The sequence below is a fragment of the Clostridium sp. 10cd* genome (assembly GCF_044336395.1).
Classification (GTDB): Bacteria; Bacillota_I; Bacilli_A; order Erysipelotrichales; family Erysipelotrichaceae; genus Clostridium_AQ; species Clostridium_AQ innocuum.
On the sequence record NZ_CP172347.1, the window covers coordinates 3,819,837 to 3,835,462 of the forward strand.

The 15,626-nt window shown below is 44.2% G+C and carries 18 protein-coding genes; all 18 read right to left on the reverse strand.

All coding sequences use genetic code 11. The features are described 5' to 3' along the window. Positions 1 to 32 precede the first annotated feature (32 nt). Positions 33 to 899: an AraC family transcriptional regulator gene (locus ACG3M1_RS19060; RefSeq protein ID WP_036745291.1), complete on the reverse strand. Its 867-nt coding sequence runs from the start codon at positions 897 to 899 to the stop codon at positions 33 to 35. Positions 900 to 940: 41 nt separating this feature from the next. Further along, positions 941 to 2,023, reverse strand: coding sequence for a C45 family autoproteolytic acyltransferase/hydolase (locus ACG3M1_RS19065; protein WP_008818640.1), 1,083 nt, complete (start codon positions 2,021 to 2,023; stop codon positions 941 to 943). 333 nt (positions 2,024 to 2,356) lie between these two features. After that, on the reverse strand, positions 2,357 to 2,761 hold the full coding sequence (gene rpsI / locus ACG3M1_RS19070; RefSeq protein ID WP_002605777.1) for a 30S ribosomal protein S9: 405 nt from the start codon (positions 2,759 to 2,761) through the stop codon (positions 2,357 to 2,359). Positions 2,762 to 2,773: 12 nt separating this feature from the next. After that, the gene (gene rplM / locus ACG3M1_RS19075) at positions 2,774 to 3,211 is read right to left on the reverse strand and encodes a 50S ribosomal protein L13 (protein WP_002605778.1); all 438 of its coding nucleotides are present in this window, start codon (positions 3,209 to 3,211) and stop codon (positions 2,774 to 2,776) included. 485 nt (positions 3,212 to 3,696) lie between these two features. Next, positions 3,697 to 4,560 carry a DegV family protein gene (locus ACG3M1_RS19080; RefSeq protein ID WP_002605779.1) on the reverse strand — a complete coding sequence of 288 codons (864 nt, stop codon included), beginning with the start codon at positions 4,558 to 4,560 and terminating at the stop codon, positions 3,697 to 3,699. 177 nt (positions 4,561 to 4,737) lie between these two features. Then, on the reverse strand, positions 4,738 to 6,597 hold the full coding sequence (locus tag ACG3M1_RS19085; protein WP_395814412.1) for an ABC transporter ATP-binding protein: 1,860 nt from the start codon (positions 6,595 to 6,597) through the stop codon (positions 4,738 to 4,740). Then, positions 6,597 to 8,321, reverse strand: coding sequence for an ABC transporter ATP-binding protein (locus tag ACG3M1_RS19090; protein ID WP_009270547.1), 1,725 nt, complete (start codon positions 8,319 to 8,321; stop codon positions 6,597 to 6,599). The genes ACG3M1_RS19085 and ACG3M1_RS19090 overlap by 1 nt, the downstream gene beginning before the upstream one ends. Positions 8,322 to 8,352: 31 nt before the next feature. Further along, positions 8,353 to 8,781 (reverse strand): MarR family winged helix-turn-helix transcriptional regulator, encoded by a 429-nt coding sequence (locus ACG3M1_RS19095; RefSeq protein WP_008816725.1) that lies wholly within the window; start codon positions 8,779 to 8,781, stop codon positions 8,353 to 8,355. A gap of 811 nt (positions 8,782 to 9,592) precedes the next feature. Further along, positions 9,593 to 9,733: a hypothetical protein gene (locus ACG3M1_RS19100; RefSeq protein ID WP_009588799.1), complete on the reverse strand. Its 141-nt coding sequence runs from the start codon at positions 9,731 to 9,733 to the stop codon at positions 9,593 to 9,595. Between the two features lie 229 nt (positions 9,734 to 9,962). Further along, the gene (locus tag ACG3M1_RS19105; RefSeq protein ID WP_008816724.1) at positions 9,963 to 11,966 is read right to left on the reverse strand and encodes an FtsX-like permease family protein; all 2,004 of its coding nucleotides are present in this window, start codon (positions 11,964 to 11,966) and stop codon (positions 9,963 to 9,965) included. A 349-nt stretch (positions 11,967 to 12,315) separates the two neighbouring features. Continuing rightward, a complete protein-coding gene (locus tag ACG3M1_RS19110) occupies positions 12,316 to 12,615 on the reverse strand; it encodes a YciI family protein (RefSeq protein WP_002605784.1) in 300 nt (99 codons plus the stop codon). 94 nt (positions 12,616 to 12,709) lie between these two features. Next, positions 12,710 to 13,042 carry a hypothetical protein gene (locus ACG3M1_RS19115; protein ID WP_021420717.1) on the reverse strand — a complete coding sequence of 111 codons (333 nt, stop codon included), beginning with the start codon at positions 13,040 to 13,042 and terminating at the stop codon, positions 12,710 to 12,712. Positions 13,043 to 13,110: 68 nt separating this feature from the next. After that, positions 13,111 to 13,365 carry a DUF1905 domain-containing protein gene (locus tag ACG3M1_RS19120; RefSeq protein WP_008816722.1) on the reverse strand — a complete coding sequence of 85 codons (255 nt, stop codon included), beginning with the start codon at positions 13,363 to 13,365 and terminating at the stop codon, positions 13,111 to 13,113. A gap of 188 nt (positions 13,366 to 13,553) precedes the next feature. After that, positions 13,554 to 14,015 (reverse strand): hypothetical protein, encoded by a 462-nt coding sequence (locus ACG3M1_RS19125; protein ID WP_008816721.1) that lies wholly within the window; start codon positions 14,013 to 14,015, stop codon positions 13,554 to 13,556. Between the two features lie 191 nt (positions 14,016 to 14,206). Continuing rightward, on the reverse strand, positions 14,207 to 14,707 hold the full coding sequence (locus tag ACG3M1_RS19130) for a VanW family protein (RefSeq protein ID WP_395814415.1): 501 nt from the start codon (positions 14,705 to 14,707) through the stop codon (positions 14,207 to 14,209). 42 nt (positions 14,708 to 14,749) lie between these two features. Next, complete coding sequence (locus tag ACG3M1_RS19135) at positions 14,750 to 14,935, reverse strand: hypothetical protein (protein ID WP_008816719.1); 186 nt, start codon at positions 14,933 to 14,935, stop codon at positions 14,750 to 14,752. 75 nt (positions 14,936 to 15,010) lie between these two features. Next, on the reverse strand, positions 15,011 to 15,352 hold the full coding sequence (locus ACG3M1_RS19140) for a DUF2085 domain-containing protein (protein WP_002605789.1): 342 nt from the start codon (positions 15,350 to 15,352) through the stop codon (positions 15,011 to 15,013). Next, positions 15,349 to 15,570 carry a hypothetical protein gene (locus ACG3M1_RS19145; protein WP_065532179.1) on the reverse strand — a complete coding sequence of 74 codons (222 nt, stop codon included), beginning with the start codon at positions 15,568 to 15,570 and terminating at the stop codon, positions 15,349 to 15,351. Before ACG3M1_RS19145 ends, ACG3M1_RS19140 begins: the two co-directional genes overlap by 4 nt. Between the last annotated feature and the right edge of the window lie 56 nt (positions 15,571 to 15,626).

Genomic DNA, 15,626 nt, shown 5'->3' on the forward strand with positions numbered 1-15,626 from the left:
ATGTGTGAATCCATTCCCCTATATAACTGCTTTCATTGTATCGCCACATAAATATCGATTTCTGTATCCGCATCAGCATAACCGTGAAACCGCTCATCATACAGCTCAAAAGAATCTCTGGAAGCAAGCACCTCTTTTGTTGAAAGAATCCATGTTCCCCAGATATAATTAATTGTCTGTGACAGCGTTTGTAAACCACCATGATGGGTAAATACTGCATAACGTCCTTTTTGAATCTTACGGCGCACAAAAGTGTCCGAAATCATATCTGCGGCATTCATCTCGAACCCCAATACCTCATGAAACTGCATATCCTCATGAATCATGTAATGGGTCAGATTGTCACAGGATTCATAAACGCCAAATCTTCTGCGATTTCTGTATTGCTCCGGAAGCAGCTTGTAAAATGCTTCCCAATGCTCCTTCAGCTCATCCTGATGCAGTGATACTTCGTTACGGATACCTGCAATTTCAATTTCAGGAAGCTCAACAAATTTTGGATGAACATTTATATGCTCCATCAGATGTGTTATTTTTTCATCATTCAGACGCTGCTTTCCTGAGGCAAATGTATGAATACGATTGCTTCGATATGTTGATGGATTCACTTTATATACACTTTTAAATGCACGGCTGAAAGCTTCAGCTGATTCAAAATTATTATCAAGCGCAATCGTAATAATCTTTTCATCTGTGTAAAGAAGCTTTTGCGCAGCATTTGCCAATCTGCGCTTCTTAATATAATTTCCTATACTTTCTCCTAATACCGCAATAAACTGACGATTCAAATGATAATAGGAATAACCGGTAACCTTAGAGACCTCTTCTACACTCAACGCTTCATTTAAATGCTGCTCTATATAAATCACTGCCTGCTCCAGCACTTTTTTATAGTCCATAAGCTGCTCCTTTACAGAGGAATCCATTCAAATATATCCTTCTAATCTGTTTCAACAGCAAGAGCAATGTCCCTTTGCTCCTCCTGTATATCATCTAAAGAATAGCATCTCCAAGTATTTCTTGCAAGACCACCCCAGCATAATTCAATAGTATTGTCAAAAGGGGACAAGATCATACTTTTAGTTGTGCCAAAGCTTTCCCTGTAGTGATGAAAGCACAACCCCTCAGGATAATCGGATAACAGCATTTCCTTTAAGGTATTTCGTGTGATATCCGTTTTATTGGATAATTTCCCTTCGATATATTGATACCGTCGCACGCTGTGCTTAAAGGCACCAGATTCCAAATGCTTATAATCGTCTAAAACCGCATGATTTGTTGTGAATAGCAGTGCTTCCTCAGTCGTGATGCAGCGAATCGCCTTCATACCCGCATAGGTTTGAATCAGAGCGGCATGTTCTTCCTTGTCAAAAATAATCATATTCATGTGAAAGGCAATTGGCATATCCTTTATATACGATAATGCTTCCTGCACATTACGGCAGTTTTCCAAAAGAGCTCTAACAACAATCCAGTATTGCAGTCCCTCTATACAGGGCGTTTTCATATATGGCAAATCCACAACTGGCATACCACAGGAGGTCATGGTGACAGCAAGACCATATTCATTTATGCCATCATCTCGCCCGGCGGCCAGAATAGAGGTTCCCATATGCGTGTATTTTCCCGTAACAGAGGTTTTTATCAAAGTGAAATCCTCAATTTCATCGGAGAACTCAAAATTGCGTGCAAGTAGAGGCTTTTTTTCCTTTGTGATTGAGAAACATACCGCGATTTGTGAACAATTCGGTACCAGATGTGTCATATGATAGAAATATAAATCCTTGGGCTCAACATGAAGTGCATCTGCAATTCCTTTCAATTCATCACATAATCCCGGACACCAGATATCCAATAGACTATTTATTTTTTCTAATCTATTCTGATTCATTTTGTTATTGTGAGATACACACTTTCTCCGCCAAACAGTGTCTTTAGAAATTACGTCTCCAAGACGAAATCCGATTTCATAGCTTGAACCGGTTAGATATAAGGTGCGTGCTGTTGCTTTTGTATACTTCATATAATCCCTTCCTTTTCAGAACTTTCTTATAGGAATAGTTTAGCAGTATTCTTATTTTTATGCATGATATTTTATGCTATTCTTCGTTTAAAGGTATTCCTTGATTTGTGATGATTAGCAACTGCGTTTTTTAAGATGGAACGAGCTAATGATGAGGCTACTGCATAATTGAATCTTATACCACAGGATACGCAAAAACTCTGCGCAGGCATGCTATCTAACTAGAACCTCCATATCACGCACACACACTCATGCAAACAACAAAAAACCCCATAAAAATGGGGCTTTTGTGAGCACACGTAAGTGTACGTGAGCATAGAAAACAAGTGCTTTCTATCTCTTTGAGAACTGAGGAGCACGACGTGCCGCTTTCAGACCGTATTTCTTACGCTCTTTCATACGGGAATCACGTGTTACAAATCCTGCTGCTTTCAGTGCAGGACGATAATCAGCACTAGCTTCCATTAAAGCACGTGTGATACCGTGACGCATTGCACCAGCCTGACCTGTATAACCTCCACCTTGAACGTTGATTTTAATATCAAACTGACCTAAAGTTTCTGTTAATTCAAGTGGTGAACGAACAACCATACGTAAAGTTTCCAGTGGCAAATACTCGTCTAATGTTTTCCCATTAACAGAGATGTTACCACTACCCGGAGTCATAAAGACACGAGCAACAGAAGTTTTACGGCGTCCTGTACCATTGTAAGTTACTGTATTTTTCTTAGCTGCCATTTCTTATTCCTCCTAACCTTTGATTTTCAGCTCTACTGGTTTCTGAGCTGTGTGTGGATGTTCACTACCTTCGTAAACAAACAGGTGTCTACGCATTTTGTCACCCAGTTTTGTGTGAGGTAACATACCGTAAATAGCTCTTTCGACCCATTCAACCGTATAGTTGTCCTTCATGACACGTGCAGTACGTGTACGAAGTCCTCCTGCATAACCAGAGTGGTTGTAGTATTTTTTAGTGTCCAGCTTGTTTCCTGTAAGCTCGATTTTGTCAGCGTTTGTTACGATAACGAAATCACCACAGTCCACGTTTGGTGTGTAAGTAGGTTTGTGTTTTCCTCTTAATACTGATGCTACTTCTGTAGCTAAACGACCTAATGTCTTACCTGTTCCGTCAACAACGTACCAAGTACGTTCAACTTCAGCAGGTTTTGCAAATGTTGTTTGGCGCATGTTGATATCCTCCTATGTAGTTTCCGGGGCTACAAGGGCATAAGTGCCTAACTAATAGTTTATATTCAAACCGGCTGTAAGTCAACATTTATTTTTCTTTTTTTATCAAAAAATCCATCCTGTACTGCAAAATGTAAATGGAGTTATCAAAACAATGCTATACCTATCATAAACCCAATCCAGCAAGCATAGAAAATGACAGCCAATGCTAGCTTTCTACATTTTGACAATTACTTAGAATAGTAATATTCAAAGCTGTGTATTCTCCAATATACTTAATCGTCTTTTTCATACGTTTCGCAGCCTGACAAATCCCTGAGTTCTTCAGTCTTTTTTTCTTATCCTAAAGCTATTTCCTTCAAAGGAAGAAATCATTGTATTTACTCGTGTGGTTATACATCGTTGCCAATCTTTGTAAAGCTGCGATATTCCTGATAAAAAACAGAAGCCCACCTAAGTTAGCGTTCTTCTGTTTCTTATGTTAATTAAGCCTCATCCAGTATCTGCACACAGATTCCCAGCGTACCCGGACCGGTATGCACGCCCAGTACAGGAGATACCTGTTTCATGATAAATACATCAGTACCCGGAAGCTTTTTCATAATGCAGTCACGAATCTCCTCTGCCATCTCCTGTGCATCCCCGTGCATAATAGCAACATTGTATCGCTTATGTCCCTGCGCAAAATCCAAAGCAAGCTCCTTTGTCTTGGTGATTGACTGCTTTCTTCCGCGAACCTTTGCGACCGTATAATAAATTCCCTCATCATTACAGGAGATGATCGGCTTCAGATTCAAGGCATTACCAAACAGCGATGCGACCAGACCGATTCTTCCACCCTTTTGCAGGTATTCCAGAGTCTTCACTACAAAGAAAACTTTGCATTGATCAATACCGCGCATCAGCTTGGCTTTTATTTCATCAAAGGACAATCCGTCCTCAATATAGCGGGCTGCCTGAATGGCATGAAATCCGCCGCCAATCGATATGTTTTTCGTATCCATGATGAATACTTCCATATCCTCCAGCTGATCCGCAATCAGATGAATCATATTATTCGTTCCGCTCAGACCGCTGGACAGTGTGATTGCAATTACCTTTTGAAAGCCGTCCGCTCGAATCTGGTCAAAAATTTCTGTTATACGCTCTCCGCTTGGCAGCGAGGTCTTCGGAACCTCCCTTTCCAAGCCCTGATATACCTGCTCCGGTGTAATATCAACACCATCGAGGTATTCCGCATCCTTATATACTACCTTTAACGGGATGACATACATATGGTACTGCTCTACAAATGTCTGCGGGACATCACAGCAGGTATCGACGAGGACAGCAATTTTTTCTTTGTTCATAGGGTTACCTCCGTTTTCTAAAGAATAAAACTAAGCATTCAAATTACATTTACAGTATAACATAATCAAAGTAATTGTACAATCTAGTTTCAATAACTATACAACTGATTTCGTAATACCGTAAAGCCTTCAAAAAAAAAGGTATCCCGTTTTCATGAGATACCTGATTATTCTAAATCAATCCAATTCAAACTGTCCTGTGTATAACTGATAATACCTTCCCTTATCCTCCAGCAGTTCATCATGACTTCCGCGCTCAATGATTTCTCCATGATCCAGAACCATAATTGCATTGGAATTACGCACAGTGGACAGGCGGTGTGCAATCACAAAAACCGTTCGATTTTCCATCAGCCGGTCCATCCCCTTTTCAATCAGCTTCTCTGTACGTGTATCGATCGAGCTGGTTGCCTCATCCAGAATCAGAACCGGCGGATTAGCGATTGCCGCTCTTGCGATAGCAAGCAGCTGCCGCTGGCCCTGAGAAAGATTGGCTCCATCCCCGCTCAGCATCGTGTCATAGCCGTTTGGAAGACGCTTAATGAAGCTGTGTGCATTGGCAAGCTTTGCCGCGTTGATCACATCATCCATATCCGCATGCAAATTACCATAGCGAATATTATCCGCTATCGTTCCGGTAAATAAATGTGTATCCTGCAATACGATGGAAATGGAACGACGCAGGTCATCCTTGTGTATCAGCTTGACATCGATACCGTCATAGGTGATGCTGCCGCTTTCAATGTCGTAAAACCGATTGATCAGATTGGTGATTGTCGTTTTTCCTGCACCGGTGCTGCCGACAAATGCAATCTTCTGCCCCGGCTTTGCATACAGATTGATTCCCTTCAGAATTGTGACCCCTGGTTCATAGCCGAAAACGACATCATGAAAGCGCACATCCCCGCGCAGCTCCACAAGCTCTACACTGCCGTCCTCATGCGGATGCCGCCATGCCCAGTGCCCGGTATATTCCTGACATTCCTGCAATCTGCCGGTTTCCAGCTTTCGAACACGGGTCAGGGTAACACGGCCTTCATCCACCTCCTCGCATTCCTCCATCATTCCAAAGATACGCTCCGCTCCGGCCATTGCGGCCAGTATGAAGTTCAGCTGCTGGGTAAACTGATTGATAGGCAGCGCTGTCTGGCGTACATACACCAGATAGGAAGCAAGTGCCCCCAGTCCGATTTCTCCACCAATCGCAAAGAATCCACCGATACATGCGACAATGGCATAATTGAAATAGGAAATGCTGACAACCGTTGGAATCGTTCTGCCGGAATAGGTCAATGCCTCCGTACTCGCCCTGCGCAGACGTTCATTGCGACGTTCAAATTCCTCATAATTTTTCTGTTCATGGTTAAATACCTTAACCACCTTGACACCGTCAACCATCTCCTCAATAAAGCCGTTCAGCTTTCCCATGGCGGCCTGCTGATGTGAAAAATAGTATTTGCTCTTTTTACTGAAATATTGAATCATCAGATACATGATAACCATGAAGAACATAACAATCAGTGACAGCTTCCAGTTCAGCAGAAGGATGGCAAGCAGTGTTCCGGTAATCATGACAAAGCTTTGAATCAGATTATCAAAGCAGTTGTTCAAGGCATCCTGTACCGTATCCAGATCATTGGTAAAATGACTCATGACATCCCCGTGTGTGTTGGTATCGAAGAAGCGAAGGGGGAGCTTTTGCATCTTGGAAAACAAATCCTCCCGAATTTCCTTAACAATGCTCTGCGCCGTATGTGTCATCAGCTGTTTGTATACCGCTGTGCATAAAACTCCTCCTGCATATATAAGTCCCATGAACAGAACCGCCCGCACAAGTCCGTCATAGTCATGAGGAAGAATGTAATTATCAATCAATGGATTCAGCAGATAGGTGCCGTACAGGTTTGCCCCGGCACTGGCAATGACCAGTACACCCACAAGCAGCAGTGCAAATTTATGATTACCCAGATAACGCAGAAAGGTACGTATGGTTTTCTTCATATTCTTCGGCTTTTTGCCTGTAATCTGTTTAGCCATTATAAACCAGCTCCTTCCTGTTGGGAATAGTAAATATCCTGATAGATCGGATCCGATGCAAGCAGCGTATCATGCGTACCGATGGCATGTATTTTCCCATCGTCCAGAATAACGATCTGATCCGCATGCTGAATCGAGGTGACACGCTGTGCGATAATGATTTTCGTTGTATCCTTCAGGGATGCCAGACCTTCCCGGATACTGGCCTCTGTAGCGGTATCGACGGCACTGGTGGAATCATCGAAAATCAGTACCTTCGGACGCTTCAGCAATGCCCGTGCAATACAAAGACGCTGCTTCTGTCCACCGGAAACATTGACACCGCCCTGTCCAAGGTCAGTATCATAGCCCTTGGGAAAGCTGCTGATAAACTCGTCCACGCATGCGATACGGCATGCCCATGCTATATCTGCATCACTGGCCTGTGCGTCACCCCATAACAGATTCTCACGAATCGTCCCGCTGAACAGCGTATTCTTCTGCAGTACCATTCCTACGGCATCACGCAGATGCTCCACCGGATACTCTCGAACATTTCTCCCATCAATGCGAATTTCACCGTCGCTGACATCATAAAGTCGTGGAATCAGCTGTACAAGCGTGGTTTTCGCAGAACCGGTACCACCGAGAATACCGACCGTGCTGCCTTTTTCAATGTGCAGCGTTATATCACTCAAAACGAATTCCTCTGCCTCCTCCCTGTACTTGAAATACACATGATCAAACGCGATATCCCCATGCTGCACAGACGCTGTTGCCTGTGGCAGATCACGGATATCCACCTCCTCGTCCAGCACCTCAAGAATACGCTCACCGCTGGCAATGGATCTTGTCAGCATCAAAAAGACATTGCTGATCATCATCAGAGAATTCAAAATCTGCAATACATAGCTCAGAAATCCGGTCAGCTCTCCCACCTTCATCGTACCGGCAAAAATCATATTCCCGCCGAACCAGATGATACAGACAACCGTGGTATACATAACCAGCTGAAACAGCGGCAGATTCCATACAGAGGTGCGAAATGCGCGTTCACTTGCTGAGCGCAGACTGTCATTGACCTCTTCGAATTTTTCTTCTTCATAGGTACCGCGAACATAGGATTTCACAACGCGGATTGCATTCAGATTTTCCTGTACGATGGTATTTACCTTATCGATGGATGCCTGCATCAGCCGATACAGCGGCCCCACCCTTCGCACGATTACAAACAGCGCTATTCCTAAAACGGGAATCGCAATCAAAAAGACGACGGCAAGCTGGGCATTGATGGTGAAGGTCAGCACCAGTGCGGTCAGCAGCATAACAGGGGATCGTACGATCGGACGAACTCCGTTACTGATTGCTGTCTGCAAAATCGTCACATCACTCGTCAGTCTGGTTATCAGCGAGGATGTGGAAAAATGATCCGTATTCGCAAAGGAAAAGCTCTGCACCTTCGCAAACTCATCCTTTCTCAGCTCTGCACCAAAGCCCTGTCCGGCGGTTGCGGCATATCGGGCATATAGTATCCCAAGCACCAGAGCAATCAATGCACAGGCAATCATCTGCGCTCCCTTTATAAGGATGTAATCCTTATCCGCATTCGCAACACCGATATCAATGATATCCGCCATGATGATCGGTATAATCAATTCAAATACTGTTTCCGCAACAACGCAGAAGCAGCTGATTGCCAGATATTTTTTATATCGGCTCATATAGGGCCACATTCGTTTCAACATCTGTTTTCCTCCTTTTTTCCTTCCTTCATGATCAATCCAGCTGTTTACCAGTCAGATTATGATACATTCTACCCAGATATTCCCGGAACTGTTCCTTTTCCTGTTCACTAAAGCCCTGTAAGGACTCGGCTTCCACCTGATGACAATGTGTTTCCCAAGCCGCCAGTGCCTGTTCTCCCTTAGGCAGTATCTGCATGGACAAAGCCCGCTTATTTGTTTCCACAACGTGGCGCTTCAGCATGTTCTGTTCCTCCAGATTATTGAGAATCCGGGATACAGTCGCACATTCCACATCACAGGCTGCAGCGATTTCCTTCAGCATGCAGTTGCGATTCGCTGCCACATAGCGCAAAACCTTTGGCTGTCCGGGAGATAATCCGAATTCCTGCATATTTTGACGGATTCTGTTTCTCTGTGCATGAAATGTTTTAAACATCATAAAGTGAAATGCAGTTTTCATAGTGCCACCTCCATAATTAGCATCCTAATTATTAGCAACCTAACTATACTGCCCAAACGATCATCTGTCAATAAGTCTTATCTCTGTTTTACAAATGGCACGAGCTAAAATTGCAGGTTGCCTTACATGCCTTTATCCCCCTGCATGTTGCACACAGGTATCCTTTTTCATCCAATGTTGATTTTCAATCACTATGAAATACCAGCTGGCTATTCCTCTAACATTCTCCCTTAAGTGTATTCTGCTTTGATAGCGCAGCTGTGTGCAATGACCTTTTCTTATCAGCTCAGGATTCTCCGCCTCCGCTTCTTTTATGTGCCTGTTTCCGGATGGCTTACCTCATAAAATATCAGAAAGAGGTCCCGATTGCGATGGTTGCATAGCTGTATATCCTGTAGGATATACCCCATCGTACAGCTTACACGCGCAATCACCACTTCAGAAGGAAAACATTCCTCAAACCGTCACTAAGGATTGCCCTTGATGCACATGCACAGTACAAATCATCACCACTCATAACATTTTCCCCTTTCCTTTTGTTTTCCTTTTTGAAAGGACTTTCTCAAATAAAAATGAAAGCCCCATATCAAAGGGCCATATGATGTTCAGGTTATTTCGGTGTCCAATAGCACCATTCAGGAGGATGCTGAATATCCTTTCAGACACGAGGCTATAAAGGTGAATATTCAATAGAGCGCATGCTTTGGTTGTCCTGATAAGCATGCTAAAAAGGAATCGACTTCATTTGAATGAAATTGATTCCTTATATAATACCAGTATATACTTTACAGTAAACGCCTCTTCTTCCAGATTATCCAACAGTATTGAGTATTCCACAATAGGAGGCATCTGTCACATACATTGCGGCTATCCTTTTACTGTCCTCTGTATCTGTGTATTCCCTCAAAAACCTCTCCACCCGGCGATACCCTGCCTCATAATCTTTCCTCACCTAAGACCTTCCTCTTAGCAAAGTTACCTAAATCCGAAATTTTTTATAAATGTCATCGTACTGCAACCGAATAGAGAATCCGCCTTCTAAGGTATTCTCCGAATTCCACACATGAGCAGAGCGTTCAGGAGCAGCATGAAAGATATCGCATGAATCAGCGTATTGCGCTTAATAGTCGGATGCTGTATCCGTCAAATCAGACAAAGGACTGGGAGCTGCTCCGCTAAGCTTACTGCTTCTTCTGCTTGTGTCTTGGACCCTGCACCGCCATGCGGTATCCGTAATACGTAATCAGGAAATATGTCCCATAAATCAGCAGGACGATACCCGCAGTCATCAGATTTGTTTTCCACATATTCTGCAGTCCAAACAGGAAGGAGAAGGCACCGGATACCACAGGAACACCGACCATAGCATGCACAATGGCAAGGCTGAGCGGCAGCATAAAATATATGGCAATCTGTCCCAGAATGGAATGATCTATCATCCTTTGCGGTGTACCGATTTTACGCAGGATGTCGTAGTTCGATTTGCTGTCATCCGCATCACTCAGCTGCTGAAGTGCCAGAACAGCTGCACTGGAGACAAGGAATACAATGCCCAGATACAGGCCGATGTAAACAAAGAGCATACCGGAGCCGAGAGAGTTTTCCCTGACCTCATCCCGTGTGATTCCGGAATACCGGTAATCCTGCATTCCTGTCTGCCTGGCATAATCCGTGATATTTTTTTCAACCCGCGCTTGATATGCGGAAACCTGCGCCTCCCTGGCAAGATCGATATTCCAGTAGGTCCTGACGGGTGCTTTGGATTGTACAACCGCATCCGGTACAACGACTGCCAGCATGATTTCCGGCATGGGACTGGTGCAGAGAAAGCTGGAGGTTTCCCGGGCGTTTACCAGCTTGAGCTTGTGACCATATACGGATATCGTCTTATGCGCATCACCGACGGCAGTGAGAGCATCCAGAATATCTTCCTTTGCGCTAATGAAGAATGCTTCTTTGTTATGAATGGATACGGGCTTATTTCCCTGTGATTCCATAGCTTTATTGTAGTCGCTCACGGATATATATTCCAAAGGTGCACCGGCATACAGCTTACCGGTATCATAGTCTTCCATAAGCGGAAGAATCGCCTTCAGTGTATCCCTGTCGGTATACACATTCACCCTGTTCCAGCGTTTGGCCTTTTGCACGTTCAGCAGCTGCTTCATAGCTTCTTCGCTTATATTTTCGTCCTGCATGTACGTATACATATACGGTGTCGTCTGATCCACACTGTCAACCAGGCTGTGATGCAGTGAAAAGCCGCAGGACAATGCACCGATAGCAAGCAGCAGCATGAGACAGACGATTCCCATAGAGGTACTTGCAGAGCTGATTTTCGCGTTGATCTGCCGCAAAACAACCATATGCAGGTTGCGGTAATAGGTACGCTTGCTGAGACGGATAAACTGTAACAGAAAGCCGGACAGAGACATAAAGAACAGGATTGTCCCGATACCGCCAATCACCAGAATCGGTACAAGCATGACAGCAAATGTCTGCAGCGAGGATGTTGCCAGATAATAGGCCGTTGCAAGCAGCGTCAGAGAAATCAGCAGAACAAGCACGGACATCCATGGTCTGCGGATTCTTGCCTTTTCCATCTTCTTTTTTGATTGCAGCAGATCAATCAGCTTCACCTTTGCGATCACTCTGGTATTCAACAGCATGATAATAACGAATATCACCGTAAAGGATATACTTGTTGTTATTGCACTCGGTATGGAAAATATTACACGAAAGCTCATCGATACCTGCAGCATTCCAGCGCTGAAGATTCCCAGCAGCTGGGAGCATAGCGCACCCAGCAACAGACCGCTCAGCAGAGAAAGAAATCCGACTGCCATTGTTTCATATACAAGAATTCTGGAGATATCCCGTTTCGGCATTCCCAGCAGCATATAAATTCCAAACTCCTGCTTCCTTCTGCGAATCAGAAAGTTATTCGCATACAGAATCAAAAAAGCCAAAACGATTGCGACAAACACAGACAGTACATTCATAAACTGTCCGACCGTCTTCAGTACGGTTGACTGCGACGTACTCAGATTCAATACCTGCTCCTGAGAGGAAAAGGAATTGAAGGTGTAAAACAGACATACGGAAAACATCAGTGTCATAAAGTAGACAAAATAATCCTTATAGCTTTTCTTTACATTTCGTAAAGCCAATTTTGAAAATTTCATAGCAGCACCTCATCTCTACAGAAATTATAGAAAATTTCACAGAAGTGTGCCATGGATGTCCCTTACATTCACCTTTCATAATTGTAATACAGCAAGCCATCTTTGTAATTTTTCTAATGGATTTTCCCTTTATCCGTGTTTATACGCTTGCCCGGAGGCAGTTGATAGCGCCTGTAAACAGTGGAAAAGTATGCGATGCCGCTATGGTTGCTTCTTACATCAAAAAAAGGGCCCAGATTCACCGTTTGAACGATGTATCAGCCCCTGTTCTTGATCATGATCCAGCTTATTGAGATCCATGTAGTCCATGCCATTTCTTTATTTACATGAAACACATATCACCATATGATTATAATAAATAATTATTCTCACGATCCGCAATTTGCAAGGTAACCAGCTGATAGGTGGCATATCCCTGGATAACCAGCGGCTCCTGTTCGCATAGCGCTTCCGCTTCCTCACGACTGTCTGTTTTCAGAATATACATGCCAGCCATTCCCGGATATCCCTTGAACACACCGCAGATTTCCAATTTTCCCGCATCATCCAGTCCTCTTATGTTTTCCACATGCTCCGTAACAGCCTTCTTTGTCATTCTGTTGTAGGTCTTGCTTTTTTTAAGCATCATCATGTATCTGTATTTTTCCATTCGCCTTCTCCTTTAGCCTTTGTAAAGACATTTATATCCTAAGTTTATTTCATACAGCTTGCATCAGCAGCACATGTGTATCCCGGGCACTGGGTTATCCCGTATGGATAGTCAGATAGCCGATAATATCCTCAAATTCAATATGTCTTGCTTCAAAAAATCTTCCGTTATAATATAAAGCAAGATGGTTCTTTGGTTTATCCCGTACCGTAACGATACAGCATTTGGGAAATGCAAAGGCCTTTCCTCTTGTGTAGGTCATCCTATCCTCATGAGATATACCAAAATAATGCAATGCCTCCATCACTCTCGATAAGGAACACTGCCATGGCTTCGTCTGCATGAAGTCGATAACCTCTTCTATAGGAAGACCGCTGAGCATAGCGATACAGATTTGCCCGCAATATCCCGGTTTCGGATATACCACCTCCTGTATATGATCTATTTTTCGTACAGGATGGTCTGTTGTATAGGGACCGTTCTTGTTAATTCTGGTTAATTCACGGATGATTTCAAACGAAACAGGTAGCTCACCTCGCTGTTAAGCTGCTGTACAACAGCCTTCGATACCGGTATAAAATAAGTGCCTGCCCCTTTGGAAATCAGCTTGCATTCAAACACAGTATCTTCCACCGTTACCCTTACAGGGAGCATCCCCTTTTGATTACATGTCTCCCAGACATTGAAGGGGATCCTTATAAAATACCGGTTTCCCTGTCTGTATAGGTTTTCTGTGAATGTATATATCATACGTGTAATCTCCTCATACAGCCTCAATGGCTGATCGTTGCAATACTTTCTAATTTTTTTGTATGACAGCGTCCTCCTGACAGGAAATCGGGAAATCCTGCCCTGTCCTCAAGCATACCGGCTTACAGTCTCGTAAACAACCTGAGACTTCATTATCAGGAAGCTTTTTTCTCGGCTGCGTGCAGCATTCATTCCATCCTTTTTGCATATAAATCATAATTGACCTGCCACTCCCCGTCTTGCTGTACCATAATATCCTGCCAGTGGAAGTGATTTTCTGCAATCTTTGCAAACACCCACTTTCTGTGCTCGTCTTCGAGACTGGAAAGAACAATCCTGTCTTCCTGCTTTCTCGCCTCAAAGCGCATGATTCTTCCGGTATAGCCATAGGCAATTTCCCATGTACGGGTAGCCGGATTATACATGCGAAGCGTTGTCCCGTATTCAAAGTGCGGCAATACAATCACATCCTGCACTGCCATTCCTTCCAGCACCCGGGAAAAATGCCATTCCCCTTTTCGCACTGCGCCTGTTGCATTGTCCACGTAATCGATGTACCAGCTGCCAATCAGCATTCCGAAGAAATCATCCTCCTTGGGAATTGCTGCGTTTCTTTCGCTGCTTGCAAGGGCTTCATAGAAATCCTTCATATAACATCCTCCTCTGGTTTCACATTATTCATTTCTATGAACAGGACATCACACTACAAATATTTCAAAGTGTGTTCTCCTTCAGACGTTGTTTTCCTTTACTTGTGCGTCCAGCAGCGGCTGATACATCATCATTGCGTGGTTTTCAGCAACCAGCTGCTCCTCCAGAAGCGTTCCCTCCTTTGACAGCATCAGACGGTAGAGCTGATTATGACGACTGTAGCCGCCCCACCATTCCCTACGCATTTCATGATTGCGCTCAACAATTTCATAGCGTACCTGCAGAGGATGCAGCATTCTCCATTCTCCATGCAGATGAGTCTTTCCCACATGAAGCCGCAGCTGAAAGGGCTGATCGTCGGATTGCTGATCATCAGGTCACCATAGGGATAAAAGCAGGTGGCCCCGCTGCCGAAGGGCTGTGTGCGATTGGCATCCGGGAACACATCATACCCATGACGGTGGCGCTCCACAACCTGTAGCGGTGTATGTATCGTAATCCAGAACAGCAGGTTGGACAGCTGGCACAGCCCGCCGCCGATTCCGTATACAATTGTTCCATCCTTCAGCATCATGCCTTTCTTATAGCCCTTGGATGCCGACGGTTTCCCTATTGTTTTCCAATAGCTCAGCGTTTCCTGCGGATAGACGATGATACCGTCCAGCTTCTCCACCGCTAGGCGAAGGTTCACAATTTTATTCTCCTGATAAACCTCCTCTTCCTTTGTCAGATTTCACTTCAGCAGACTTTTATGCTGAAAGCAGACATTGGGATAGTCCTCACTTCCGTGTCCGCTGGCAAACTGCCGTTTTGATGTATACCATCCAATATATCTGCGCCACGTATAATACCAGCCTCCCAGCATCAGCCGAATATCCGAACGCTTCTTTGTACGCAGATCCTCCTGTTTCTTTTTCATAGCACCACTCCTTTTCCTTCTATACGATTACCCTTTTTACTTTATTTCAGTCTGCTCAATCATCGTAAGCAGTTTTCAGAAAATAGCCTGCAGAAGTGCATGAAAAATACCAATCACGGCAATACCGCACAAAACCCCGCTCACAAATCTTCGCACATTCGTCGATGGAAGAACATCTGCCGCCTGAAGTCCCCAGTCAATCAGCATACTCAGCATAAACAGACCGTAAACAGCAAGCGGCAGCGTTACAGAAAACATCCACAGCAGAATGCCAAAGCCATACCCGAGATACAGTCCGCTGCATCTTGCACATACGGGACACTGATAGCCGTGAATAAAGAAGCTGCGCTCTGCTTTCTGATGGCAGGAACGGGAAAACAGATGCATCAGGGAGAGCCAGATGTCATCCGGATTCATCGATTAAATCTGGTACCGCAGTCATTGCAGATACAGATGGTTCTTCTGCGCTCGCCATCGGCACAGCACAGTCCGCACAGCATCCCGATCGGACCAAAACAGATAGCCCCAAGAATGCCGCTTGGCAGATTGTAGCTTTCATTGTTTCGCTCCTCGATGATGCGCAGATTCCTGCTGCCGCACGATGGACAGCAAACATGATCATAATTCCGATACATATAGATACCTGCCTTTCTGATTTTATTATACTATAGGAAAGCAAGCTGTGCGCATC